This is a genomic window from Roseovarius sp. MBR-51 (assembly GCF_053628575.1).
On record NZ_JBRJGQ010000004.1, the window covers coordinates 154,465 to 177,959 of the forward strand.

Sequence of the window (23,495 nt, forward strand, 5' to 3'; positions counted from 1 at the left end):
GCATGGCGTAACGCTGACATTGGCCCCAAGCGCTCCGCGCGGCGTCCTTCGGGCTTGCGCCCACGCTTGGGAGATTGCGGCCAACACCCGCGCTCAATAGGGCATCGGATGCGCCTTGTGGGAGGCGTCGAGATCGGTCAGCGCCTCTTGGCTGAGCGTAATCTCCGCCGCGCCAAGGGCAAGATCGAGTTGGGCCATGTTTGTTGCGCCAAAAATGGCGGAGCAGAGGAAAGGCCGCGTGAGGCACCATGCGAGCGCCATTTGCACGGGGTCGAGCCCGTGTTTCTGCGCGACCGCGTGACAGGCTGTGACCGCCCCGAAGGCACGCGGGGTCTTGCGCCCGCCCAGATCGCCGTTGATCGCCATGCGCGAGCCGTTGGGCAGGGCGCCATTCTGGTATTTGCCACTGAGCAGCCCCGCCGCGAGGGGGGAGAAGGCCAAGAGGCCCACATCCTCATTGACGCTGAGTTCGGCCAAGTCCGTGTCGTAGAGGCGGCACATGAGCGAGTATTCGTTCTGGAGGGACGCCGCGCGCGGGCCGTGCCCCGCCTCGGCCAGCCGGAGCCATTGCGCCATGCCCCAGGCGCTCTCGTTCGAGAGGCCGAAGGCGCGAATGGTGCCGCGCGCGACCTCGCGTTGCAGGGCCTCCAGCGTTTCCTCCATATGGGCGATTGTCTCGTCGCGGTTCTGGGTTGAGGGGTCAAAGGCCCAGTTCTGGCGGAACATATAGCTGCCCCGGTTGGGCCAGTGGAATTGGTAGAGGTCGATGGTGTCGGTCTTGAGGCGGCGCAGCGAGCCTTCGATGGCCTTCGGGATGGACCCCGCCGTGATCGGCGCACCGTCGCGGGCGTGTTTGAAGCCCTTGCCGGAATGTTTGGTGGCAAGGATCACGTCATCGCGCCGCCCGGAGGCTTTGATCCAGTCGCCGATGATCTCCTCGGTGCGGCCGGTGGTTTCCGCGCTGATGGGGGTGGTGGGATACATCTCGGCGGTGTCGATGAAGTTCACGCCGCGCTCCAGCGCGCGGTCGATCTGGGCATGGCCCTCTGCCGGGGTGTTCTGAGAGCCCCATGTCATCGAGCCAAGGCAAAGCGCGCTCACCTCGATCCCGGTCCGGCCCAAGGGTCTTTTTTGCATGGTGTCTCCTAGGGTTTGGGTTTTGGGATGGGATACGGGAGGAGGGGGGTGGAGGGAAGGGGGGATGGTGTCTTGCGGATCGACTGACGTTATGCGCGGGTAGTGGAGTTTGTAGAGTTTGTCCCGTATCCCGACCGCAGACCTTCGTGCTATGAGCAGCGAATGCGAGGTGCGAGCCCAGATATCCGGTGTTCCACGACACAACAGATCACAGATCTTTGCGATTATCAAAAACCGTCAGGTATGCTGACAAGTTGAGTTACTTATAACAGCCAGCGATTGTACCATCGGTTGCATTCATAAGTTAATCTTGCTAGCAATTGATGATGGCGAGTTTTATGAGTTAGATCTATGGTTACAAGTCTGAAATCACTCTTTTTAAACGTAGAGCGTGCTGTATCGTTTATGTCGTCTGTAGCGGCAACCGGAGGGCTTTGCTTAGGCATATACGCGTTTTTGTACCCTGCCGAAGTTGCAAAAGATTTTGCTAATTTCCAGAATCTATTAGAAGATGCCCGGGATGATTTGTCACGCATAGCCTCTTCTTCGGAAGGAATTGAAGAGAGCACTAGAGGTACAAAAATCAACACCGACAAGTTAGCAGACGCCATTCCAAGCTGGGTGGTTTTCGATGGCGTACCCTATGCCGATGCCAGCATGTCACACATTATGGGTTTGCGACTTAAGATGGGTCTAAGCAATCCTTCGCCTTACCCTATAACCCTGAAAATTAAGGCTTCAGCGGATGGTGAAAATGTAATCGATACTACCGAAATATTAATGCCATATGAGTTGACGTTGGTAACAGGTTTGCTCGAAGAAACGCCCAAAACCTTCACAATCTGCCTTTACGGTGAATCGGCAGCATTCGGAGAGCTAAGGCTGCGCGAGCGTCGCACATATGTAGGCAGCACTCTCACTGTCGCATCGCAATCATTTGATCCGATTGAGGGATGCGACTAACATTGCGTCTAAGCGATCTTAATTGTGTCCTTTAAGCTCATTCCCAAGAGGGGAATATTAGGAGGGCAAAGAGGTGACATTTGAACGGCCCCAGTGAAAATTCACATCGTACCGCAAACTATCAGTTGACAACCATCGCGTTGAAATGCGGATGACACCAATTCGAGCTAAGGGATGTGGGTCCGCTCAGGGTCAGACAGCGGTCGTTTCATACGTACGAGCCGATGGCAAGCAAGGCTGGCTAGCGTCATAACAGATGGCTCCGACCCTTGAGCGCATTTCCAAGTTGGTGGACATTGTGGCTATGCTCCCGCGCGACCTCAAACCCGTAACCCAATTAGCTTCATTAACGTGCCTCAGTGGTTGTGCCCGTGCCCATGACCATGGTCGTGATCGTGCCCGTGGTCGTCATCCAGGCTGCCGTGGAGGGCGAATTGTTCTAAGCCAGCGTCTTGGGCTTCGATCACGCTAAAGGTTTCGCGCACGCCCGCCTCTGTCAGTTCGCGGATCACGGTGAGGAGGGTGTTGGGGGTGTGATCTTCGCAGAGGTCGGCCATTTGTGCCACTTCCTCGCGCGCCACAGGCAATGCTGCGGCGAGGTCCGGCGCGCCGTAGATGTCGACGAAATGTTGGGCCAGCGCCTGCGTCAGGGTGGCAATCTCGACCTCTTCCACTTGGGTCACGGCGACAAAGGTCACGCGGCCAAAGGTTTCGACCCCGAGCCAGCCGTTGGAAAACGCCTGTCGGGATTTGCCGGTGAGATCAGCCTCGGACCAGTTGGAAAACTCGAATCCGCCCGAGATGCACCATTCGCCGGTGCGCGCGGGGCTGTGGTAGACGCGCTGATCGCTCTCGTCGAAATGGATGGCGCGGGCGAGTTTCATGGCTGGGTCTCCAACAAAGCGGTGAGCGGAATGAGATGGGTGGTGTCGCCCTCGCGCAAGAGCATGCCAAAGCGGTCGTCCACGCCCTGAAACGTGCCGGTGTGGCCGCTTTGCGTGACCTCTTCGCCTATGCGCCAGGCAAGGCCGCGCCATTCGGCATGGAGCGCGCGGGGGCCTGCGTCCTCCCATGTGTTGATCCAGACGAGGCTATGGCGCGCCCAGGCTTCGAGCAATTCGACCGGGTCCATCTCGGCGCAGCCCTCATCATAGAGCGATGTCTGGTCGGGTTGGTCGCCGGGGTGTTCCGCGATTTGCATCAGCGGCAGGTCGAGGCCGATCACCAGCCAGTCGGGTTCCACCTCGGGGTCGGTGCCGCTTGCGGCCACGCGCAGCCGCCCACATGAGGCGCCGTTGAGGCGTATGGCACCGGACCATTCGAGATGTACGGCCACCTCGGGTGGGGCGAGCGCGCCAAAGGCATTCTGAAAGCCGACGCCGCAGGTGGGCAGCATCACCATCGCCTCGGCCAGCGGCACCTCGGGCGCGAGAACGATGGCGGCCATCAGGTGATTGGCGGTGACGTTATGCACGATGAGGCCCGCGTCGCAGCCCTCAGATGCCAGATCGCAGGCCACATCAAAAGGGTGGGTCGCGCCGGTGACGGCGCGCCCTGACATCAGGGGAGGAAAGCTGGGCGTGGTCATGCCAGCCCTGCGTTGATGAGGTGGCGGGCCACCTCGCGGAAGGCCTGCGCCTGTGGGCTGTCGGGTTTCGAGACCACGATGGGCGCGCCGCCATCCGAGGCCACGCGAATGTCGAGATGCAGGGGAATTTCCGCCAAGAGCGGCACGCCCAGTTTCTCGGCCTCGGCCCGCACACCGCCGTGGCCAAAGACATGCTCTTCGTGGCCGCAGTTGGTGCAGATATGCGTGCTCATGTTCTCGATCATGCCCAGGACCGGCACATGGAGCTGGTTGAACATGTCGATCCCCTTGCGGGCATCCAAGAGCGCCACATCCTGCGGGGTGGAGACGATGATCGCGCCATCCACCTGCGCCTTTTGCGCCAGCGTCATCTGCACATCGCCGGTGCCGGGCGGCAGGTCTACCAAGAGCACATCGAGCGCGCCCCATTGCACTTGCATCAGCATCTGTTGCAATGCGCCCATCAGCATCGGGCCGCGCCAGACCACCGCCTGACCTTCGTTGGTCATGAGGCCGATGGACATCATCGTCACGCCGTGGTTGCGCATCGGCAGGATGGTCTTGCCGTCGGGGCTGGCGGGGCGGCCCGAGACGCCCAGCATGCGCGGCTGGCTGGGGCCGTAGACATCGGCATCCAAGAGGCCCACGCGCCGCCCCTCGGCGGCCAGCGCGCAGGCGAGATTGGCCGCGACGGTGGATTTGCCCACGCCCCCCTTTCCGCTCGCAATGGCGATCAGGTGGTTGACGCCGGGGACTTTCTCCGGGCCTTTCGGTTCTGCCTTGCGGCTGGGTTTGAGATCGGGCGGAGCCTTGGTCGAGTGGCCGGTGAGCACGGCCGAGACAGACTCTGCCCCCGCGAGCGCCTTGACCGCCGCTTCGGCGGCGTCGCGCACCGGGGTATAGGCCTGCGCCTTGGCCGGGTCGATTTCCAGCACGAACCGCACGATGCCGCCCTCGACGGTCAGGGCGCGCATGACGCCCGCCGACACGATGTCCGATCCGCTGACCGGGTCGGTTATGGTTTTGAGCGCCTCAAGGACGCTCTCCCTCGTCAATGCCACGTCAGTCCTGCCCTTTGATCTTGCCGGTCACGGTATGTTCGATGTCGAGTCCATCGACGGTCAGAACCATTTTGGCGGTGAATTCCTGACCAGCGGTGGCGCCTTTCTTGCGCAGCCCATCTTCGATGGCCTGTTGCGAGGTGACGCCCACCTGTTTGAGGAATTTGCGCATCGACATGTTGAAATCGTCGCTCATCGGTTTCTCCCTTTGTTATTCAGAACGCTTGACGCCGATATAGGCGGTTTTCTAGGCTTGGGTATGCGCCTGTTGATGGATCTCTGCAATCGCCTGACGCGGATCGCGATGTTGTGGCTCGCGGTGGTGGTCTGGCTCTTGCCCGGTGTGGTGCGGGCCGATGACAAGCGCTTTCGCCTGAGCGCGCCGGTGGCCTTGGCCCAGAGTGGGCTGCTGGAGCATATCATTCCACGCTTTGCACTCAAGACCGGGGTGCGGGTCGAGGTTGTCGAAGCGGGGGCCGAGGCCGAGATCACGTTTGGGATGAAGACGGGCCGCCCGGTGTTCGAAGGGGCGGGGGCGATGTGGCGCATGGCGATTGAGGGCGCGCATCCCGGGGCCGCAAAGTTCGCGGATTGGCTGACGTCTGAGATCGGGCAGCGCACGGTGACAAGCTATGAGGTTGCGGGCGTTGCGCCCTTTAGCCTGCCGGAGATCTTTGAAGAGGCAGAGGTTGCGCAGAGTTTTGACGGGGATGCTGCGGTGGGAAAGCAGGCCTCGCTGCTCCTCTGCGGGCGCTGTCATGTCGTGGCCCCCGAGAACCGCATGAGCGCCATCGGTTCCACCCCGTCGTTTGCCGTGTTGCGGACTTTTGCCGATTGGGATGCGCGGTTCCAGAGCTTTTACGCGCTGAAGCCCCACCCCGCCTTTACTCAAATGGCCGGTGTAACCCAGCCCTTTGAACAGCATCTGCCCTCGCCGATTTCGCCCATCGAGGTCACGCTCGAGGAGTTGGAGGCGATCATCGCCTATGTGGCAGGGATAGCCCCCGCCGATCTGGGCGCGCCGATCCAAGTTCAGTGATCCTTGCGGTCTTTGAGGTAATCTTCGGTGCGGCGCACGCGCGGGCGCTCGCCCATGGCAAAGGGGTTGTTGGCGGAGTTGAACTGCGCGTTGATGCGGCATCCCTCGCACATCTGGATCATGCGCGCGGCATCCGAGGTGGCGAACATGGCGTGCTTGCCCGCGAGTTTCTCGGTGATGCGGTTTATGGTCGCCTTGGAGCCAAAGAGCGTGCCGCATTCGACGCAGGCAAATGGCTCTTCCTCGTTCAGCACGACTTGGGTGAGGGCGCTATCGTCAAGGTTCATGCGCGGTTCCAGCGTGATCGCCTTTTCGGGGCAGATCGTAGCGCAGATGCCGCATTGCAGGCAGGCATCCTCTTGAAAGCGCAGTTGCGGTTTGTCCTCATTGTCCATCAGCGCGCCCGAGGGGCAGAGTGAGACGCAGGAGAGGCAGAGCGTGCAGGCGTCGGTATTGACCAGCACCGCACCGTAAGGGGCGGCGGCGGGCAAAGTCAGGGTGCCGCCTGACGGGTTGAGGGATTTGGCGGCAAGGCGGGCCACCTGACGGCGGCTGCCCATGGGCAGGACCGGGCTGGCGAGGGGGGCGGGTGGCGTGGCACCATAGAGCGCATCGCAGAGCGCGTCGGGGTCGGTGAGGTCAAGAAGGTGGACGCATCCCGCCCCTGACATGGCCTGTGCCAACGGCACCTCTTGGTCGAGCGCGTCGCGTTCGGTGGTGGGGGCGAGCAGGATCGCCACATCGGCAAAACCCGAGGCGAGGGCCGCAAGGATTTCGGCATGGCCAAAGCCCGCGAGCGCCGACACCTCCAACGGGATCACATCGGCGGGCAACCCGCGCCCGTGGCGGGCGGCAAGGCGGATCATCTCGGTGCCGTGGGTGGCATCATGGACAAGCAGGCGCGGGGCGGTGCCGCCTGCGCGACGAAAGGCCTGCGCCAGAGTCTGAATGCGGCGAAAGGTCATGTCGGGCGGCGGTGCGTCATAGGTGATGGCCCCCGAGGGGCAGCGCGCGGCGCAGGCCCCGCAGCCCGCGCAGATCATCGGATCAATGCTGACGTGATCGCCGTCCGGCGTGATGGCCCCGGTTGGGCAGATATCAAGGCATTTGCTGCACCCGGTCTGTTCGGCGCGAGAATGGGCGCAGATCAGCGGTTCGAGCGCGACATAGAGCGGCTTTTCGAAGGTACCGATCATCTGGGCGGCCTGAAACACCACGTCCGAGACCGCATGCAGGCTGCCGGGATCGGCGCGCAGGTAGCCGTCGCGCTTTTCCGGGGCGGGAAAGAGGGGCGTGCCGCCGCGCAGGTCAAGGAGCACGTCGCATTGCGTCTGGCCGCCGTCACGCGGCGCGGTCCAACGCAGCGCGCCGCGCCCGCCGGGATTGACCTGTTGCAACGCGTCGATGCGCAGGTCAAACTGTCCCAGCGTGCCGTGCGCCTGCGTGATCCGGCCCCGGATGGTGTCGAAATCACGCGCCTCGGGCGGGTCTATGTCGTCGGTCAAGAGCACCGTCACGCCCAAAAGCGGTGCCAGTTTTTCCGCAGCGGGCAACACAACGTCAGACGCCCCGATGATAAGGCATAGACCCTCGGATAGGACATCAAGGGTCTTTTCCGGGGGGACGGGCAGGCTGGCTTCGGCCAGCAGCGCGGCCATTTTGGGTAGTTTCGGGGCCGGATCATCGGACCAGCCGGCCCTGTCGCGCAGGTCGAGGAAGGCGGGGGTCTCTACCTCCAGATCAAGGGCCAGCTCCTCAAAGATGCGGCGTTCCTGAGCGCAGCAAATAATAGCGTCGCTGGAGGTCATCGCCTTGGTCGCGGACTCGATTTCATCGGTGCAAAGCGCACTATGCAGCCGCGAACAGGTCAGACCTGTTGCCGTGGCGAGACCCTCGGGGTCAAGCGTCTGAGTGGCGGAACAATCGCACAAAATCAGGTGTTTAGGCATGTTTACCCCGGTGTTTGGCACGTCTGGGAAGCGGACCTGCGCGGTCTCGTTGCGCAGAGAGTAGGCATGATTCGAAGCGCCCGTAAACCGCAATTCGGATCGCGTAAGCGCGGCGAGGAGGACAAGAGGACCCCGATTTAATCCTGATTGATTCTGTTTGTTTTCAACATCTTGCCATGCGGCAGTGCAGCATGGAAAAGGGCAAAGTGGACAATCTGTCCCTAATGGATCGTAGCGCTGGGTGAGGTGGTCCAAAATGTCCGGATCGGACTTTATGTGGACTGTCGCACACAAAAATAGCTTTGCGCGGTCAGATAACTGGACCAATCTCGGGATTACGCAGCAAGGGGATGGCACGACAGCGTGACCCACAGCCACGACAAACAGATGATGGTGCCACTTGGTGTCGTCATGCGCAGAACGCCCGGTGTGACCCGTTGGGCGGCTTGGGCGTGGCGTGCTGTCGCGGTTCTGCCGGGGGCATCACCAGCCGACTGGCGCGAATTGCGGCGCGACGGTGACATGGTGGAGTATCACGCTGGAACCGTCATGCTCGATCTTCATCACACGCAGACAGAGGCCTATCTGAATGCCCTTGCCGCGCAGGTGCCATCGGTTTTTGTGATGTTGCGCAACCGTGCGGGGGCTGATCCTGCCTCTGCGCCCTTTGACGTGGTTCTGGTGACCGCCTCGCCATTCGAGGCGCAGGACTATGCGGATAATGGCGAAGATATCGTCGAAAAGGTGCCCATGCCCGAGGGGCTGGTGGCGCTGGTCCGCGACTTTATCGAGGCGCATCACGAGGAAGAAGTGTTCAAGAAGCGCCGCCGTGACAAACTGGGCGAAGGTCCGGCGCAGGATGGAATTGGCGATGCGCGCATCGTGCAGCCGCGCGATGTTTTTGCCACGCCCGAGCGCATGCGCCGGGGGAGGCTGAATTGAGCCGGGGGTTGGATTTCTGGTCCCGCCGCAAGGCGCAGGTTGAAGCCGAGGCGCGCGAAGAGGCGCGGGCTGCGGACGTTGAGTATCTGGCCGCGCGTGAGGTCGAGCTGGCGGAGAAGACGGACGAGGAGCTCTGTGAGGAGCTGGGATTGCCTGACCCCGATACGCTGAAATTGGGCGATGATTTTCGCGCCTTCATGGGCAAGGCGGTGCCGGAGCGGTTGCGTCGACGGGCGCTGCGGCGGTTGTGGGTCAGCAATCCGGTGTTGGCCAATATCGACGGATTGGTCGATTATGCCGAAGATTACACCGATAGCGCCATGGTGGTGCCGGATATGAAGACCGCCTATCAGGTGGGCAAGGGCATGTTGGCGCATATCGAGGAAATGGCCCGGCAGGCCGAGGCGTTGGCCAATCCGCCGGTCGCGGAGGAGGAGGTGGCCGAGGTCGAGTTCGAAGTGGACGTGGAGGAGCCGGAGGCCGAGGTGGCGCTAGCAGAGGTGGCACCTGACGTTGCGGACGCGGCTGAAGAGACATCTGACCCCGTAGCCGCGCCGCGCCGCAGGATGCGGTTTCAATTCGAAAATCAGACCGGAGTACCCGCATGACCCAACATGAGGCGATCATGACCCAAGAGACCGTGATGCCGGAGATTGCCGCAGAAGACCGTTTGCGTGCCGATCTCTACGATTATCTGGCCGCCATTCTGGCGCGGTCACCGGGACAGGAGATGTTGACCAAGACCGCCGGATTGAGCGGCGATGCCACCCCGATGGGCGAGGCTGTATCGGCGCTGGCGCGGGTGGCCAAGGTCAGCACGCCAGCAGGTGTCGAGCGCGAATTCAATGCGCTCTTCATCGGCTTGGGCCGGGGTGAGTTGCTGCCCTATGCGAGCTATTACCTGACGGGCTTTCTCAATGAAAAGCCGCTTGCCGGATTGCGCCGCGACATGGCCGCGCGCGGCATGACACGGGCGCAGAATGTCTATGAGCCGGAGGACAATATCGCCTCCTTGATGGAGATGATGGCGGGCCTCATTCGGGGGCGGTTTGGCAAGCCTGCGACGCTCAGCGATCAGCAGGCGTTCTTTGGCAAGCATATCGGCCCCTGGGCCGGGCATTTTTTCACGGATTTGGAGGCGGCGACCCATTCGGTTCTCTATGCTTCGGTCGGCGCGGTCGGTCGGGTGTTCATGGAGATCGAGGCGCAAGGCTTTCGGATGAGCGGGGCGTAAGCCCGTGACGCAACCGGCGGAGCGATCCGCCACAATGAGGGGAGGGAGACCTTTATGACCCGGAAAACCGAGGCTGGCAGCAGCCGCCGTGATTTCCTCAAACTGGCTGCCACTGGCGCACCCGCAGTCGCGGTTGCAACCGTAGTGACGGCGGGCACGGCAGAGGCCGCAGAGCCTGATCTGACATCCAACGAGATGCAGGACACCGCGCATACCCGCGCCTATTTCGAGAGCGCCCGTTTCTAGAATCGGACGAAATCACACGCCGCTGACGACTGGTTGAACGATGCCCGACTGTCAGAGGAAACCGCAGTACCCAGCCCAAGAGGGCCTAGGGAGGAGATAGAAACATGCTGAGGAAAAAGACCAACGGGGTTGCACGACGCCCCCAGCGGACCAGTATCCTGTCTGAGGTCGCCGGGTCGTCCGTCGATCGTCGCGCGTTCCTGCGCGGTAGTGGTCTGGCCATTGGTGGCCTGGCCGCGCTTGGTGCCATGGGGGGCACGGTCACCCGCGCCAACGCACAGAGCGCCGCGAATGAGGCGGTGAAGACGGTGAAATCCGTCTGTACCCATTGCTCGGTCGGCTGCACGGTCGTTGCCGAAGTGCAGAATGGCGTCTGGACGGGACAAGAGCCCGGCTGGGACAGCCCGTTCAATCTGGGCGCGCATTGCGCCAAGGGCGCCGCGGTGCGCGAGCACGCGCATGGCGAGCGCCGCCTCAAATACCCGATGAAAAAAGAAGGCGGAGAGTGGAAGCGCATCAGCTGGGAGCAGGCGATCAACGAGATCGGCGACGGCATGATGAAGATCCGCGAAGAGAGCGGCCCGGATTCCGTCTATTGGCTGGGGTCAGCCAAGCACAATAACGAGCAAGCCTATCTCTTCCGCAAGTTCGCCGCCTATTGGGGCACGAACAACGTCGACCATCAGGCGCGGATCTGTCACTCGACCACGGTTGCGGGCGTTGCGAATACATGGGGCTACGGCGCCATGACCAACAGCTACAACGACATCCACAATTCCAAAGCCATCTTTATCATTGGCGGCAACCCGGCAGAGGCGCATCCTGTCAGCCTGCTGCATGTGCTGAAGGCCAAGGAGCAGAACAACGCGCCGCTCATCGTTTGTGATCCGCGCTTTACCCGCACGGCGGCGCATGCCGATGAATATGTGCGCATGCGTCCCGGTTCTGATGTTGCGCTGATCTGGGGTATCCTGTGGCACATCTTCGAGAATGGCTGGGAGGACAAGGAATTCATCCGCACCCGTGTCTGGGGGATGGATCAGATCAAGGATGAGGTGAAGAAGTGGACGCCCGAAGAGGTCGAGCGTGTCACGGACGTGCCGGGCAGCCAATTGCGTCGTGTAGCGCGGACGCTGGCCAACAACCGCCCTGGCACCGTGATCTGGTGCATGGGGGGCACGCAGCACACCACCGGCAACAACAACACCCGCGCCTATTGCGTCCTGCAACTTGCCCTTGGCAACATGGGGGTCGCGGGTGGCGGCACCAATATTTTCCGCGGCCATGACAATGTGCAAGGCGCGACCGATCTGGGCGTTCTGGCGGACACGCTGCCCGGCTATTATGGTCTGGCGGAAGGGTCCTGGGCCCATTGGGCGCGGGTTTGGGACGAAGATCTTGACTGGTTGAAAGGCCGGTTCTCGGATGCCTCGTTTGGCGAAACCAAGATGATGAACCTCAACGGCATCACGGTTTCCCGCTGGATCGACGGTGTTCTTGAAGACAAGGAGAATATGGACCAGCCCAACAACGTGCGGGCCATGGTTCTCTGGGGTCATGCGCCCAACAGCCAGACACGCGGCAAGGAAATGAAAACCGCGATGGAAAAGCTGGACATGCTGGTCGTGGTCGACCCGTTCCCGACGGTCAGTGCCGTCATGAACGACCGCACCGACGGTGTGTATCTGCTGCCTGCGACGACACAATTCGAGACGCGCGGCTCTGTCACCGCCTCGAACCGGTCGTTGCAATGGCGCGAGCAGGTGATGGCTCCGCTGTTCGAGTCCAAGGTTGACCACGAGATCCTTGCGCTCTTTGCCAAGAAGTTCGGCTTTGATGACAAGATGTTCCGCAATATCGCGATGGATGACACCGGTGAGCCCAATGTCGAGGACATCACCCGCGAGTTCAATCGCGGCATGTGGACGATTGGCTATACAGGGCAAAGCCCTGAGCGGCTCAAGCTGCATATGGCGAACCAGCACACCTTTGACCGCACCACGTTGCGCGCCAAGGGCGGTCCGGCCGATGGCGATTACTACGGTCTGCCATGGCCCTGCTGGGGCACGGCAGAGATGAACCATCCGGGCACGGCAAATCTCTATGATATGTCGTTGCCGGTCTCTCAGGGCGGTTTGACCTTCCGGGCTCGGTTTGGGGTGGAATACGAAGGGGACAATCTCCTGGCTGAGGGTGTCTATTCGGCTGGGTCGGAGATTCAGGATGGTTATCCGGAATTCACCATGCAGATGCTGATGGATCTGGGTTGGGATGGCGATCTGACCGCGCAGGAGCGGGGTACGATTGACTGGGTGGCCGGTTTCCGTGACACGCGGCCAGGGACCGAGGAAGTCGGCGAAACCAGCCAGCAGGGCGAGTTGCCCTCGGATTACGCGGCAAAAGTTGGTGGCGTGAACTGGAAGACCGACCTCTCGGGCGGGATTCAGCGGGTGGCGATTGCGCATGAATGCGCGCCCTTTGGCAATGCCAAGGCGCGGGCCGTCGTGTGGACGTTCCCCGATCCGGTGCCGCTGCATCGCGAACCGCTCTACACGAGCCGTCGTGATCTGGTTGCCGATTACCCGACCTATGAGGACCGCAAGTTCTGGCGTCTGCCGACCATGTATGCCTCGATCCAGCAAAAGGACTTCTCGCAAGAGTATCCGATCATCCTCACCTCTGGCCGTCTGGTCGAGTATGAGGGCGGCGGGGACGAGACCCGATCCAACCCGTGGCTGGCCGAATTGCAGCAAGACATGTTCGTCGAGATCAACCCGCGTGATGCCAATAATATCGGTGTGCGGGATGGTGCGCAGGTCTGGGTCGAAGGCGCTGAAGGTGCCAAGGTCAAGGTCATGGCGATGGTGACAGAGCGGGTGGCAGAAGGCGTCGTCTTTATGCCGTTCCACTTTGGCGGTCATTTCGAGGGCAAGGATCTTCGGGAGAATTACCCCGCCGGGTCCGATCCCTATGTCTTGGGCGAAAGCACCAACACCGCCCAGACCTATGGCTACGACTCGGTCACGCAGATGCAGGAGACCAAGTGTACTCTCTGCAAGATCATGCCAGCGTAAGGAGACAGAGACATGGCAAGAGCAAAGTTTCTATGCGACGCCGAACGCTGCATTGAGTGCAACGCCTGCGTCACGGCCTGCAAGAACGAGCACGAGGTGCCGTGGGGGATCAACCGCCGCAAGGTGGTGACGATCAACGACGGCAGTCCCGGTGAACGTTCGATCTCGGTGGCCTGCATGCACTGTTCGGATGCGCCCTGTATGGCGGTCTGTCCGGTGGATTGCTTCTACCAGAACGAGGAGGGCATCGTGCTGCACTCCAAGGATCTGTGTATCGGCTGCGGCTACTGCTTCTATGCGTGCCCATTCGGTGCGCCGCAATTCCCGCAGGCGGGCAATTTCGGCAGCCGGGGCAAGATGGACAAATGCACCTTCTGCGCCGGTGGTCCGGAAGAGAACCACTCGGAGGCCGAGTTCCAGAAGTATGGGCGCAACCGGATCGCCGAGGGCAAGTTGCCCATCTGCGCCGAGATGTGCTCGACCAAGGCGCTGTTGGCAGGGGATGGCGACGTCGTGTCGGCCATCTACCGCGAGCGCGTCGTGGCCCGTGGCTTCGGCTCGGGTGCTTGGGGCTGGGGCTCTGCTTACGGTCAGCAGAGCGGCGGCTGACCGCGCTGATGCCGGTGCCGGAGGTCGACAAGACCTTTGGCGCCGGCCCGAACACAATCGGAAACTTCAAAAGCTTCCGATCCGATTTCTTGTGAAGAAATCGGATGAATCAGACTTAGATCGAGGACATCATGCGCGCATTTCTCAGCTTGGCTTTGTGTTTTCTGCTCGCACTGCCCGCCATGGCGCAGGACACGCCAACGACCACTGTGCCTGACCGGTCCGTCACCGGCGGCGCCCAAACGCTGGACGATATTCTGGCCCGGCAGCGCGGCGAGAAGGTCGACGACAGTTTCCGCCGTGACGCCACCGGCAACCCGGATGACGCGGCGGGGATGGCGGGGCAGTTGGGCACCTTGGGCGGGTCTTCGGATGCCGACGTGTGGCGCGCGCTGCGCTATGGGCTTGATGACGTCAAGGTCTCAACTGGCGGGCCAGAGGCGCGGGTGCTCATTCAGGACGGCGGCATGAACTGGCTGCAATTTCGCAAGGGGCCGCTGGCGACCTATGGCGCATGGTTGCTGGGAGGCACGGTGGTGCTCTTGGCGCTGTTCTACCTCATTCGGGGCAGAATCCGCATTGACGGTGAAAAGACCGGACGGACTGTGACGCGCTTTCAGGCGGTTGAGCGGTTTGGCCATTGGCTGATGGCGGGCTCTTTTATCGTGCTGGCGATCACCGGGCTGGTCGTGCTCTTTGGCCGTATGGTGGTCATTCCGCTGTTGGGGCACGAGGCGTTCTCGACCATCGCGATCGGGTCAAAATGGGTGCATAACAACATCTCATGGGCGTTTATGATTGGCCTCGTGATGGTGTTCTTCATGTGGGTTCTGCACAACATTCCCAACCGGACGGACCTGAAATGGCTGGCCGTGGGCGGCGGGATTTTCAGCAAGGGTGTGCATCCGCCCGCCAAGAAGTTCAATGCCGGTCAGAAAATGATCTTTTGGGCGGTAATCGTGTTTGGCGCGTCGATTTCGGCCTCTGGCCTGTCGCTGCTCTTTCCGTTCGAATTGCCGATGTTCGCCAAGACCTTTGCCTTTCTCAATCAGACGGGATTGCCGCAGGCGGTGGGTTATGGCGACTTGCCGGTGATGCTGGCGCCGCATGAGGAAATGCAGCTGGCGACGCTCTGGCACAGCATCATGGCCTTTGTGCTGACCGCGATTATCCTCGCGCATATCTATATTGGCTCTGTCGGCATGGAGGGTGCTTATGATGCCATGGGCTCGGGCGAGGTCGAGGAGCAATGGGCGCGTGAGCATCATGGGTTGTGGCTCAAGGAATTGCAGGAAAAGGGCGAAGCGCCGGTTCACGGCAAGGCCACGACACCTGCGGAGTAGCCATGCGTGCGTGCGCCCTTGGTCTCTGGTTCTGGGCGCTGGCGGGGACAAGCCCGCTGGCGGCTGAGGAGTTTACCACGCTCAAAGGGCATGGCGGGCCTGTCATGGGGCTAGCAATCATGCCCGAGAGCGGGCAGGTGATTTCTGCCAGTTTCGACAATTCCGTGGGGCTGTGGCAGGGGCGCACGCCCCGCTGGTTGGAGGGCCATGCGGCAGCGGTGGTGACGGTCGAGGCGCTGGAGGCCGGGCGGCTGGTGTCCGGCGGCGATGATTTCGCGGTGATCGTATGGGACATGGCGACCGGGCAGGGCACACGTCTGGAGGGGCACAAGGGCAAGATCGCGGCGCTTGATGTGTCGCCGGATGGGCAATGGATCGCCTCGGCCAGTTGGGATGGCTCGATCGGAATTTGGCCGGTGGCGGGGGGCAAGGCACGGTTTCTCACCGGGCATGACGGGGCGGTCAGCGATGTCGCCTTTGGCCGGGAGGGAGCGCTCTTATATTCCTCTTCAGCCGACGGGTCGTTGCGGGAATGGCGCTGGCACGAGGCGGGGGCTGCGCCGCGCGAGGTGCTCAATCAGGGATTTGGCATCAATCGGATTGTTCTGGGGCCGGACGATGCCTGGCTGGCCTATGGCGCAGTCGACGGGGCGACTCGGGTGGTCGACCCGAGGAGCGGTCAGCAGATCGCCGATTTCACGCTGGAGCGCCGCCCGGTTCTGTCGCTGGCCTATCATGCGGCAACTTCGCAATTGGCGGCGGGCGATGGGCAGGGCTATATCATGGTGATCGACACGGACGATTGGAGGATCAGCCGCGATTTTCAGGCCATGGCGCGCGGCCCGGTCTGGGCGTTGGAATTTTCGCCGGACGGGCGTATGATCTATGCGGGCGGCCTGAGCGAGGTGGTCTATGGCTGGCCGGTGGACATGCTGGACAGTTATGATCCGGCAGGCGAAACAGAGCACAGTTTTCTGCGGCCTGCGCAGGAGATGGAGAATGGCGAGCGGCAATTCATGCGAAAATGCTCGATCTGCCACGCACTGACGCCGCCACCCTCGCGCAAGGCAGGTCCGACCCTCTACGGTCTCTTTGGCCGTCGTGCAGGCACAGTGCCCGGCTATGCCTATTCCGAGATCCTCGACGGATCGGGGATCGTCTGGACTGACGACACCATTGACGCGCTTTTTGACCTTGGACCGGATCATTATATCCCCGGCTCCAAGATGCCGATGCAACGGATCACAGCGGCAGAGGACCGGCAAGATATGATCGACTATCTGCGCCGGGCGACCGCAACAAGAAGGAACTGAGAGAATGAAAGCAATGATTGCCGCCTTTGCAGCCTGCGCGGTGATTGCCGCCGCTGCCCCGACAGTCCTGCACGAGTTGGGCTATACGTCCGAGGCCAAGCGCGCGGGCGATGCTGTCCGGCTGGGTGACGCGGCCGAATGATGCCGCAACCCGCGCCCGAGGATACACGGGACGAATATGGTCAGAACCTTGCGCATGCGTCGGTGCTTATCATTGACGACGAACCGGGGATGCGCAATTTTCTGATCAAGACGCTGGGGCCAAGATGTCGCCATGTGGAGCAGGCGCGGTCCTGTGAAGAAGGGGCGATGATCCTCGATCAGGCGCATTTCGATCTGGTCATTCTCGACAATATCATGCCGGGCAAGACGGGCCTCGACTGGCTCGAGGAGCAGCGGCGTGTCGGGCTCTTTGCCGATACGATTCTGATCACCGCCTATGCCGATCTTGATACCGCGATCAAGGCGCTGCGCGCGGGGGTCACGGATTTCGTGCTCAAGCCGTTTCGCGCCAATCAGATTCTGAATGCCGTGGCGCGGGCGCTGGACCGCAAGTATCTGGCGCGCGAGAACTATCTCTTGCGGCATGAGTTGTCGGCGGGCGGGCAGGCGGCGCGCGGGCGGTTGCTTGGGAATTCGACTGCCATTCAGGCCGTGCGCGCAATGCTGGGAAAGCTGGCGGCGGCGCCCACCTCGGTGCTGTTCACCGGCGCAAGCGGGACCGGAAAAGAGATTGCGGCGCGCACCCTGCATGGATTATCGAACCGGGCTGACAAGCCATTTGTCGCGGTCAATTGTGCCGCGATTTCGGCGGATCGCATCGCTGAGGAGTTGTTTGGCGTGGTCGAGGACGGGCGGGCGCGCAAGGACGGGCTTTTGCTTCATGCCGATGGTGGCACGCTCTTGCTCGACGAGGTGGCGCAACTGCCGGAACATGTGCAGGCGGCCTTGTTGCGGGTGCTGGAGGACAAGCGCATTCGTCCCATTGGGTCTGAACGGGAGATCCCGCTGAACCTGCGATTTCTCTTTGCCACCAATGCCGATCTGAAAGAGGCGGTGCGGTCTGGACGCTTTCGGGCTGATCTTTATCACCGGATCAATATCGTCAATGTCCAGATGCCAAGCCTCAAGGAGCGTCAGGAGGATATTGTCGAATTGGCGGCCCTTTTCATGAGCGAGTTTTCCGGCGCGCTGGGCATGCCGGTGCTCGATCTCGATGCCGAGGTTCTGCTCAAGCTCAGCCGCTACGATTGGCCCGGCAATGTGCGCGAATTGCGCAATCTGATTGAGCGGTCGGTGATCCTTGGGGCCCTTCCAGAGGAATTCGCGGGTTCTGGTCGGGAGGGCGGCGAACCAGCGCTAGAGACGCTGGAACATGTGGAGCAGCGCCATATCATGGCCGTGCTCGATGCCTGCGGCGGCAACCGGGCCGAGGCGGCGCGGCGTCTGGGCGTGGCGCGCAAGACGATTGACCGCAAATGCGCGGCCTGGGGCGTCTGAGGCGGTTTATTTGGGCGCGCGGGCGCGGGCGGCCATGACATCGCGCCCAAGGGTGAGCGTATAGGCCTCAAGCTCGGTCAGGGCCGATTGCGCGGCCTCTGCGTCAGAGGTGGCCAGCGCATCGGCGATGCGGGTGTGAAAGCCAACGATTGCCCCGCGCGAGCGGGCGGTAAAGGTGATCATGTTCATCAGGGGCTGCATCGCCTCGACCGCTCCTGCGAGTTGATAGCTGAGCACGGGGTTGCCCGCACTGTCCACCAACGCGCGGTGAAAGGCCACGTCAGAGGCGCAAAAGCTCTCATCCGTCAGCCCCGGTTGCCCTTGGCGGTGGATTTCGGCGCGCATGGTGGCCAGAGTATCGGGTGTGCGGCGCTGGGCGGCAAGCGGTGTGCAGGCGCGTTCCAGCGCATAGCGCGCTTCGCAGGCGACATCAAAGCTGATGGCGTTCATGCTGAGGAGGAGCGTGGCGGTGGTGATCTGTTGGCCGTAAGCCTCTGTATAGCTGAGGCGATTGACGAAAGCGCCGCCAAACGCGCCGCGCTGCGTGCGAATGAGCGATTGCGCGGCAAGGCGTTTCAAGGCCTCACGCACCGTGGGGCGCGACACCGCGAAGTGATCGGCAAGCTCTGCCTCGGAGGGCAGGCGTTCATCGACGATGAGTTGACCCGAGACAATCGCATCGCGGATTGCCTCGGCGATCTGGGCCGAGAGGTCGGCTTTGTTATCGGGGTCAATTTTCATTTGTCTTACATTTAAATGTCTGACAATTTAAACGCAAGAGGTGAGTCGCGGGGATGAGGCGATGATTGCGGCGCAGGTCAGGCGGATGGGCGGAGGGCACTGGCTGGTGCTGTTCGGCCTTATTCTCGGGGCCTGGGGGCTGCTCTATGCGATGGCTTTGCCCGCTGATTTGCGCGACGGGGCGGTGATTTTTGGGGCCGATTTCCTGCAAAGCCTGTGCATTGTCACGCCCGATGCCGCTGGATTTGGCCGGATCATCCTGATGTGGGCGCTGATGTCTGCGGCGATGATGGCCCCCACCGCGCTCCCGGCCTTTGCCACCTATGAGGAGCTGAGCCACACCGGCGAGACACGGTTTGGCGCATTGGTGGCGGGGTATCTGGCGGTCTGGCTCGGGTTTTCGGTGATTGCGGCGGGGGCGCAGATGGCGCTCTTTCAGGCGGGGTTGCTGACGGCGTTTGGCGATAGCCGCTCTGGCGTTTTGTCGGCGGGGCTGCTGGCTGTGGCCGGGGCCTATCAGTTCAGCCCGGTCAAGGACGCGTGCCTGTCGAAATGCCGCCGCCCGCTGTCGTTCTTTATGCAGCATTGGGATGAGGGCGCTGTGCGCAATGGCGTGCGGCTGGGGCTGGTCTGCCTTGGCTGCTGCTGGGCGCTGATGGCGCTGGCCTTTGTTGGGGGGGTGATGAACCTCGCCTTCATGGGGCTGGCGACGGTGATCATGGTTCTGGAAAAACTGCCCCAACTTGGTCGCTATCTGACCCGGCCCTTGGGGGCCGGGCTGATGGCGGCGTCTGTTTGGGTTCTGTTCACGTCAATCTGAGAGAGGAGGCTGGAAAATGGCTTTGGATACGTTGGGCACTGTGCCCTGGGCGATCAAAGGGGAGTTGATCCTCAACTGCAACTGCACGGTATTCTGCCCCTGCGTGGTCTCTTTGGGCAAACATGCGCCCACCGAGGGCTATTGTCAGGCGTGGTCGGGCGTGCGCATCGACGAGGGTCACTATGGCGACGAGGACCTGAGCGGCCTCAACGTGGGTCTCATGCTGGAAATCCCCGGCCTCATGGCGCGCGGCAACTGGAAAGCGGCGGCCTTTATCGACGAGCGCGCGAGCGAGGATGCCTATGAGGCGCTGGTCAATATCTTTTCGGGCAAGGCGCGCGGCACGACGGGTCTTTTCGGCGTGCTGGTCAGCGAATTTCTGGGGGCCGAGCGCGCGCCGGTCATTTTCGAGACCGAAGGCAATGCGCGCCGCCTGATGGTGGGCAAGAAGATCCAAGGCGAAGTGGTGCCGGTGCCGGGCCACAAGGGCGAGGATATTGTTGTCACCAACACCGAATACTGGATGGGTCCCGACATCACCGTCGCCACCGCCACCAAGGGGCGCGTGCGCGCCTTTGGCCGGGTGTGGGATTTCGACGGGCGCAGCGCGGAAATCTGCCAGATTGATTGGAAAGGTCCGCGCTGATGCTGCTGGCGGCGGATCATGTGCGCCTGATGGCGCGCTATAATGCCTGGCAGAATGCGCAGATCATGCGCGCGGTGGATGGCGTGAGCCGCACGGTGCTGACCGAGGATCACGGGGCCTTCTTTGGCTCGATCCTCGGAACGCTCAACCATATCCTTTGGGCGGATCGGCTCTGGCTGCATCGGTTCGGGGCCAAAGTCGCGGCGCCGGAGGGCGGCATGGCCGAGAGCACGACACTCACGCCGACGGGGGCTGCGTGGGGCGCGGAGCGGTTCGCCACCGATGGGGCGCTCCGGCTCTGGGCGCGGGGCCTGCACAGCCTTGACCTCACCGGTTACCTCAAATGGTTTTCCGCCGTCAAGGGCGCGGAGGTCAGCCGCCCGATGGCGCTTTGCGTCACGCATTTCTTCAACCATCAGACCCACCACCGGGGGCAGGTGCATGCGATGCTGACACGCGCGGGCCTGCCCGCCCCGGTCACCGATCTTGTCTTCATGCCTGAGGAGGCTTTATGAGCGCACCCCTTTTGTCCCTGTCACGCCGGTTGCGTCGCACGCCTTTTTCTGAAGGGGTCGAAGCGGCGGGGGTCAAGGCCTATACGGTTTATAACCACATGCTCTTGCCCACGGTGTTCCGTTCGGTTGAGGAAGATTATCGCCACTTGAAAGACGCGGTGCAGGTCTGGGACGTGGCCTGCGAGCGGCAAGTGGAATTGCGCGGCCCGGATGCGGCAAAGTTGATGCAGATGCTGACGCCCCGCGACTTGCGCGGCATGACGGCCGGGCAGTGCTATTATGTGCCCATCGTCGATGAGACGGGCGGCATGCTCAACGATCCGGTGGCGGTCAAGCTGGCCGAGGACCGCTGGTGGATTTCGATTGCGGATTCGGACCTGCTCTATTGGATCAGGGCCACGGCACATGGATGGCGGCTGGACGTGTTGGTGGATGAGCCGGACGTGAGCCCGTTGGCGGTCCAAGGCCCGCGCGCCGATGATCTGATGGCGGCGGTTTTTGGCGACAGTGTGCGTGATATCCGGTTCTTTCGCTTTGGGCATTTCGATTTTCAGGGCCGGGATATGGTGATCGCGCGTTCGGGCTATTCCAAGCAGGGCGGCTTTGAGATCTATGTCGAGGGCGGCGATATCGGTATGCCGCTCTGGCATGCGCTGATGGAGGCCGGGAAGGGCATGGATGTCCATGCCGGATGCCCCAATCTGATTGAGCGGATCGAGGGCGGATTGCTGAGCTATGGCAATGACATGACCGACGACAACACGCCGCACGAGTGCGGATTGGGCAAGTTTTGCAACACCCATACGGCGATTGGCTGTATCGGGCGGGATGCGCTCTTGCGGGTGGCCAAGGAAGGGCCGGTGCAGCAAATCCGTGCGCTGGAGATCGAAGGAGCGGCTGTGCCACGCTGTGACCGGTGGTGGCCGGTGATGGCGGGAGGTAAGCGCGTGGGTCGGGTCAGTTCGGCAACGTGGTCGCCGGATTTCGGGACGAATGTGGCGATCTCAATGGTGCGAATGACGCATTGGGATGCCGGGACAGAGGTGACGGTCGAGACCCCGGAGGGGCCGCGCGCGGCACGGGTTCGAGAGAAGTTCTGGGCCTGAGAGGGGATGGGGGCGCTGCCCCCGCCGCCCGTTCCGGGCGTCCCCCCGAGGTATTTTTGGCCAGATGAAGCGGGGCGTAACGCCTGCATGACAGAAGGAGAATGAAATGTTCAAGGCATTGGTCGTCGAGAAAGACGCAGAGAGCGGTAAGACATCCGCTGCGGTGAAGACCTTGACGTTGGACGATTTGCCGGACTCCGAGGTGACGGTGGCGGTCGAATATTCCACGGTGAATTACAAGGACGGGCTCTGCATCGGGCCGGGCGGCGGTCTGGTGCGGTCCTATCCGCATGTGCCGGGAATTGATTTTGCGGGCACGGTCGAGGCAAGTTCTGACGACCGTTACAAGCCCGGTGACAAGGTGGTTCTGACCGGCTGGCGCGTGGGCGAGGCGCATTGGGGCGGGTATTCCCAAAAGGCGCGGGTGCGCGCCGATTGGCTGGTGCCCTTGCCCGAGGGGCTGGATACGCGGGCGGCGATGGCGGTGGGCACCGCTGGCTTTACCGCCATGCTGGCGGTGATGGCTCTGGAGGATCACGGGCTCGTGCCGGGGCATGGCGAGGTGCTGGTCACCGGGGCGGCTGGCGGTGTGGGCAGCGTGGCCACAGCCATTCTGGCGCATCTGGGGTATGACGTGGCCGCTGTGACAGGGCGGCCTGAGCAGGAGGGCTATCTGCATGGATTGGGGGCCAGCCGCATCGTGCCGCGTGAGGAGCTGGCCGAGACGGTCAAGCGACCGCTCGAGAGCGAGAATTGGACGGGTTGCGTCGATGCCGTGGGCGGCGCGATGCTGGCGCGGGTTCTCGGCCAGATGAAATATGGCGCAAGTGTTGCCGCCGTTGGGTTGGCGGGGGGCGTGGGCCTGCCTGCGACAGTCATTCCGTTCCTGTTGCGCGGCGTCAATCTCTTGGGGATCGACAGCGTGATGCAGCCTTATGCGAACCGTCTGCGGGCCTGGGAGCGGATCGCACGAGACCTGCCGATGGACAAGCTCGAGGCGATGATCACACCTGCCACGTTGGCAGATCTGCCGCGTCTGGGGGCGGATATTCTGAAGGGGCAGGTCAAGGGCCGGGTTGTGGTCGATCTGAACGGCTGAGACTTGCCAAAGTGTCTCGCCCCCGCTAGCCATTGCGGGCGGGGGAGAGTGGTATGACAGAACAGGCAGGTATCACGATCAGGCTGGCGCGCGAGGCGGATTTTGCCGCGATCTGGCCTATCGTGCGCGATGTGATCCGGTTGGGTGATACCTATGCCATCGAGGCGGGTCTGACCCGCGAGGCGGTGCGTTCGCTCTGGATGGAGGCGCCGCGCGCCACCTATGTGGCCGAACGCGGTGGCGAGGTTCTGGGCACCTATTACCTCAAGACCAATCAGGCCGGGGGCGGGGCCCATGTGTGCAACGCAGGCTATATGGTGGCCGAGGCGGCGCGCGGGCAGGGCATCGCGCGCGCCATGTGTGTGCAGTCGCAGGATGAGGCGCGCGAGCTTGGCTATCTGGCGATGCAGTTCAATTTCGTGGTCGAGACAAACCGGGGCGCGATTGCGCTTTGGGAGCATCTGGGATTTGAGACGGTGGGGCGTTTGCCTCGGGCGTTTCGCCATCCCCAAGCGGGTCTGGTCGATGCGCGCGTCATGTTCAAGTGGTTGGGCCCCGAGGAGGCGTGAT

Annotated in this window: 25 protein-coding genes; 18 read left to right on the forward strand and 7 right to left on the reverse strand. The window is 62.2% G+C overall.

The annotated features are described in order from the left end of the window. Positions 1 to 93 precede the first annotated feature (93 nt). On the reverse strand, positions 94 to 1,137 hold the full coding sequence (locus ACSSVY_RS07220; RefSeq protein ID WP_454268734.1) for an aldo/keto reductase: 1,044 nt from the start codon (positions 1,135 to 1,137) through the stop codon (positions 94 to 96). A 351-nt stretch (positions 1,138 to 1,488) separates the two neighbouring features. Here ACSSVY_RS07220 and ACSSVY_RS07225 point away from each other — a divergent pair, with 351 nt between their 5' ends. Beyond that, on the forward strand, positions 1,489 to 2,100 hold the full coding sequence (locus ACSSVY_RS07225; protein WP_454268735.1) for a hypothetical protein: 612 nt from the start codon (positions 1,489 to 1,491) through the stop codon (positions 2,098 to 2,100). A gap of 356 nt (positions 2,101 to 2,456) precedes the next feature. Here the strand turns inward: ACSSVY_RS07225 and ACSSVY_RS07230 are convergent, their stop codons facing one another. From ACSSVY_RS07230 to ACSSVY_RS07245, 4 genes are read right to left on the reverse strand one after another with little or no spacing between them, the layout of a single operon-like run. Then, the gene (locus ACSSVY_RS07230; RefSeq protein ID WP_454268736.1) at positions 2,457 to 2,984 is read right to left on the reverse strand and encodes a DUF6505 family protein; all 528 of its coding nucleotides are present in this window, start codon (positions 2,982 to 2,984) and stop codon (positions 2,457 to 2,459) included. Beyond that, positions 2,981 to 3,688, reverse strand: coding sequence for a DUF4444 domain-containing protein (locus tag ACSSVY_RS07235; protein ID WP_454268737.1), 708 nt, complete (start codon positions 3,686 to 3,688; stop codon positions 2,981 to 2,983). The genes ACSSVY_RS07230 and ACSSVY_RS07235 overlap by 4 nt, the downstream gene beginning before the upstream one ends. After that, complete coding sequence (gene apbC, locus ACSSVY_RS07240; RefSeq protein ID WP_454268738.1) at positions 3,685 to 4,749, reverse strand: iron-sulfur cluster carrier protein ApbC; 1,065 nt, start codon at positions 4,747 to 4,749, stop codon at positions 3,685 to 3,687. The genes ACSSVY_RS07235 and apbC overlap by 4 nt, the downstream gene beginning before the upstream one ends. 1 nt (position 4,750) lies before the next feature. Further along, a complete protein-coding gene (locus tag ACSSVY_RS07245) occupies positions 4,751 to 4,945 on the reverse strand; it encodes a DUF6494 family protein (RefSeq protein WP_009817707.1) in 195 nt (64 codons plus the stop codon). Between the two features lie 63 nt (positions 4,946 to 5,008). On the opposite strand from ACSSVY_RS07245, the gene ACSSVY_RS07250 reads away from it, so the two are divergent. Further along, a complete protein-coding gene (locus tag ACSSVY_RS07250) occupies positions 5,009 to 5,788 on the forward strand; it encodes a hypothetical protein (RefSeq protein ID WP_454268739.1) in 780 nt (259 codons plus the stop codon). Here the strand turns inward: ACSSVY_RS07250 and ACSSVY_RS07255 are convergent. Beyond that, positions 5,782 to 7,737 (reverse strand): 4Fe-4S binding protein, encoded by a 1,956-nt coding sequence (locus tag ACSSVY_RS07255; protein ID WP_454268740.1) that lies wholly within the window; start codon positions 7,735 to 7,737, stop codon positions 5,782 to 5,784. The genes ACSSVY_RS07250 and ACSSVY_RS07255 overlap by 7 nt on opposite strands. Before the next feature lie 387 nt (positions 7,738 to 8,124). Here ACSSVY_RS07255 and ACSSVY_RS07260 point away from each other — a divergent pair, with 387 nt between their 5' ends. The 10 genes from ACSSVY_RS07260 (at position 8,125) to ACSSVY_RS07305 (ending at position 17,998) form a co-directional block, all read left to right on the forward strand. Next, positions 8,125 to 8,679, forward strand: coding sequence for a DUF3305 domain-containing protein (locus ACSSVY_RS07260; RefSeq protein ID WP_454268741.1), 555 nt, complete (start codon positions 8,125 to 8,127; stop codon positions 8,677 to 8,679). Continuing rightward, a complete protein-coding gene (locus ACSSVY_RS07265; RefSeq protein ID WP_454268742.1) occupies positions 8,676 to 9,287 on the forward strand; it encodes a DUF3306 domain-containing protein in 612 nt (203 codons plus the stop codon). Before ACSSVY_RS07260 ends, ACSSVY_RS07265 begins: the two co-directional genes overlap by 4 nt. After that, the gene (locus ACSSVY_RS07270; protein WP_454268743.1) at positions 9,284 to 9,913 is read left to right on the forward strand and encodes a TorD/DmsD family molecular chaperone; all 630 of its coding nucleotides are present in this window, start codon (positions 9,284 to 9,286) and stop codon (positions 9,911 to 9,913) included. Before ACSSVY_RS07265 ends, ACSSVY_RS07270 begins: the two co-directional genes overlap by 4 nt. Before the next feature lie 54 nt (positions 9,914 to 9,967). Then, positions 9,968 to 10,159, forward strand: coding sequence for a ubiquinol-cytochrome c reductase iron-sulfur subunit N-terminal domain-containing protein (locus ACSSVY_RS07275; RefSeq protein WP_454268744.1), 192 nt, complete (start codon positions 9,968 to 9,970; stop codon positions 10,157 to 10,159). 104 nt (positions 10,160 to 10,263) lie between these two features. Next, positions 10,264 to 13,233 (forward strand): formate dehydrogenase subunit alpha, encoded by a 2,970-nt coding sequence (locus ACSSVY_RS07280; protein WP_454268745.1) that lies wholly within the window; start codon positions 10,264 to 10,266, stop codon positions 13,231 to 13,233. A gap of 12 nt (positions 13,234 to 13,245) precedes the next feature. Next, positions 13,246 to 13,842 carry a formate dehydrogenase FDH3 subunit beta gene (gene fdh3B, locus ACSSVY_RS07285; protein ID WP_008279844.1) on the forward strand — a complete coding sequence of 199 codons (597 nt, stop codon included), beginning with the start codon at positions 13,246 to 13,248 and terminating at the stop codon, positions 13,840 to 13,842. A 131-nt stretch (positions 13,843 to 13,973) separates the two neighbouring features. Beyond that, positions 13,974 to 15,185, forward strand: a complete 1,212-nt coding sequence (locus ACSSVY_RS07290) for a formate dehydrogenase subunit gamma (RefSeq protein WP_454268746.1) — start codon at positions 13,974 to 13,976, stop codon at positions 15,183 to 15,185. 2 nt (positions 15,186 to 15,187) lie between these two features. Beyond that, on the forward strand, positions 15,188 to 16,498 hold the full coding sequence (locus tag ACSSVY_RS07295) for a c-type cytochrome (RefSeq protein WP_454268747.1): 1,311 nt from the start codon (positions 15,188 to 15,190) through the stop codon (positions 16,496 to 16,498). A 4-nt stretch (positions 16,499 to 16,502) separates the two neighbouring features. Then, positions 16,503 to 16,640, forward strand: a complete 138-nt coding sequence (locus ACSSVY_RS07300) for a hypothetical protein (protein WP_009817717.1) — start codon at positions 16,503 to 16,505, stop codon at positions 16,638 to 16,640. Beyond that, positions 16,637 to 17,998: a sigma-54-dependent transcriptional regulator gene (locus ACSSVY_RS07305; protein WP_454268748.1), complete on the forward strand. Its 1,362-nt coding sequence runs from the start codon at positions 16,637 to 16,639 to the stop codon at positions 17,996 to 17,998. Before ACSSVY_RS07300 ends, ACSSVY_RS07305 begins: the two co-directional genes overlap by 4 nt. Positions 17,999 to 18,004: 6 nt before the next feature. On the opposite strand, the gene ACSSVY_RS07310 is transcribed toward ACSSVY_RS07305, so the two are convergent. Then, positions 18,005 to 18,739, reverse strand: a complete 735-nt coding sequence (locus ACSSVY_RS07310; RefSeq protein WP_454268749.1) for a FadR/GntR family transcriptional regulator — start codon at positions 18,737 to 18,739, stop codon at positions 18,005 to 18,007. An 85-nt stretch (positions 18,740 to 18,824) separates the two neighbouring features. On the opposite strand from ACSSVY_RS07310, the gene ACSSVY_RS07315 reads away from it, so the two are divergent. From ACSSVY_RS07315 to ACSSVY_RS07340, 6 genes are all read left to right on the forward strand, one after another. Beyond that, complete coding sequence (locus ACSSVY_RS07315; protein ID WP_454268942.1) at positions 18,825 to 19,559, forward strand: DUF2182 domain-containing protein; 735 nt, start codon at positions 18,825 to 18,827, stop codon at positions 19,557 to 19,559. Between the two features lie 16 nt (positions 19,560 to 19,575). Then, positions 19,576 to 20,205, forward strand: coding sequence for a DUF1326 domain-containing protein (locus ACSSVY_RS07320; protein WP_037273673.1), 630 nt, complete (start codon positions 19,576 to 19,578; stop codon positions 20,203 to 20,205). Further along, entirely contained in the window at positions 20,205 to 20,720 is a 516-nt protein-coding gene (locus ACSSVY_RS07325) for a DinB family protein (RefSeq protein WP_454268750.1), read from the forward strand. Before ACSSVY_RS07320 ends, ACSSVY_RS07325 begins: the two co-directional genes overlap by 1 nt. Continuing rightward, the gene (locus ACSSVY_RS07330) at positions 20,717 to 21,826 is read left to right on the forward strand and encodes a dimethylsulfoniopropionate demethylase (protein WP_454268751.1); all 1,110 of its coding nucleotides are present in this window, start codon (positions 20,717 to 20,719) and stop codon (positions 21,824 to 21,826) included. The genes ACSSVY_RS07325 and ACSSVY_RS07330 overlap by 4 nt, the downstream gene beginning before the upstream one ends. A 106-nt stretch (positions 21,827 to 21,932) precedes the next feature. Further along, positions 21,933 to 22,925 (forward strand): acryloyl-CoA reductase, encoded by a 993-nt coding sequence (gene acuI, locus ACSSVY_RS07335; protein WP_454268752.1) that lies wholly within the window; start codon positions 21,933 to 21,935, stop codon positions 22,923 to 22,925. Positions 22,926 to 22,978: 53 nt separating this feature from the next. Beyond that, complete coding sequence (locus tag ACSSVY_RS07340) at positions 22,979 to 23,494, forward strand: GNAT family N-acetyltransferase (protein ID WP_045684742.1); 516 nt, start codon at positions 22,979 to 22,981, stop codon at positions 23,492 to 23,494. Position 23,495 lies beyond the last annotated feature (1 nt).

Coding starts and splice junctions, on each gene's coding strand:
- ACSSVY_RS07220 (WP_454268734.1), bottom strand. CDS start 1,137: ATGCAAAAAAGACCCTTGGGCCGGACCGGGATCGAGGTGAGCGCGCTT.
- ACSSVY_RS07225 (WP_454268735.1), top strand. CDS start 1,489: ATGGTTACAAGTCTGAAATCACTCTTTTTAAACGTAGAGCGTGCTGTA.
- ACSSVY_RS07230 (WP_454268736.1), bottom strand. CDS start 2,984: ATGAAACTCGCCCGCGCCATCCATTTCGACGAGAGCGATCAGCGCGTC.
- ACSSVY_RS07235 (WP_454268737.1), bottom strand. CDS start 3,688: ATGACCACGCCCAGCTTTCCTCCCCTGATGTCAGGGCGCGCCGTCACC.
- ACSSVY_RS07245 (WP_009817707.1), bottom strand. CDS start 4,945: ATGAGCGACGATTTCAACATGTCGATGCGCAAATTCCTCAAACAGGTG.
- ACSSVY_RS07250 (WP_454268739.1), top strand. CDS start 5,009: ATGCGCCTGTTGATGGATCTCTGCAATCGCCTGACGCGGATCGCGATG.
- ACSSVY_RS07255 (WP_454268740.1), bottom strand. CDS start 7,737: ATGCCTAAACACCTGATTTTGTGCGATTGTTCCGCCACTCAGACGCTT.
- ACSSVY_RS07260 (WP_454268741.1), top strand. CDS start 8,125: ATGATGGTGCCACTTGGTGTCGTCATGCGCAGAACGCCCGGTGTGACC.
- ACSSVY_RS07270 (WP_454268743.1), top strand. CDS start 9,284: ATGACCCAACATGAGGCGATCATGACCCAAGAGACCGTGATGCCGGAG.
- ACSSVY_RS07275 (WP_454268744.1), top strand. CDS start 9,968: ATGACCCGGAAAACCGAGGCTGGCAGCAGCCGCCGTGATTTCCTCAAA.
- ACSSVY_RS07280 (WP_454268745.1), top strand. CDS start 10,264: ATGCTGAGGAAAAAGACCAACGGGGTTGCACGACGCCCCCAGCGGACC.
- fdh3B (WP_008279844.1), top strand. CDS start 13,246: ATGGCAAGAGCAAAGTTTCTATGCGACGCCGAACGCTGCATTGAGTGC.
- ACSSVY_RS07290 (WP_454268746.1), top strand. CDS start 13,974: ATGCGCGCATTTCTCAGCTTGGCTTTGTGTTTTCTGCTCGCACTGCCC.
- ACSSVY_RS07295 (WP_454268747.1), top strand. CDS start 15,188: ATGCGTGCGTGCGCCCTTGGTCTCTGGTTCTGGGCGCTGGCGGGGACA.
- ACSSVY_RS07300 (WP_009817717.1), top strand. CDS start 16,503: ATGAAAGCAATGATTGCCGCCTTTGCAGCCTGCGCGGTGATTGCCGCC.
- ACSSVY_RS07305 (WP_454268748.1), top strand. CDS start 16,637: ATGATGCCGCAACCCGCGCCCGAGGATACACGGGACGAATATGGTCAG.
- ACSSVY_RS07310 (WP_454268749.1), bottom strand. CDS start 18,739: ATGAAAATTGACCCCGATAACAAAGCCGACCTCTCGGCCCAGATCGCC.
- ACSSVY_RS07315 (WP_454268942.1), top strand. CDS start 18,825: ATGGGCGGAGGGCACTGGCTGGTGCTGTTCGGCCTTATTCTCGGGGCC.
- ACSSVY_RS07320 (WP_037273673.1), top strand. CDS start 19,576: ATGGCTTTGGATACGTTGGGCACTGTGCCCTGGGCGATCAAAGGGGAG.
- ACSSVY_RS07325 (WP_454268750.1), top strand. CDS start 20,205: ATGCTGCTGGCGGCGGATCATGTGCGCCTGATGGCGCGCTATAATGCC.
- ACSSVY_RS07330 (WP_454268751.1), top strand. CDS start 20,717: ATGAGCGCACCCCTTTTGTCCCTGTCACGCCGGTTGCGTCGCACGCCT.
- acuI (WP_454268752.1), top strand. CDS start 21,933: ATGTTCAAGGCATTGGTCGTCGAGAAAGACGCAGAGAGCGGTAAGACA.
- ACSSVY_RS07340 (WP_045684742.1), top strand. CDS start 22,979: ATGACAGAACAGGCAGGTATCACGATCAGGCTGGCGCGCGAGGCGGAT.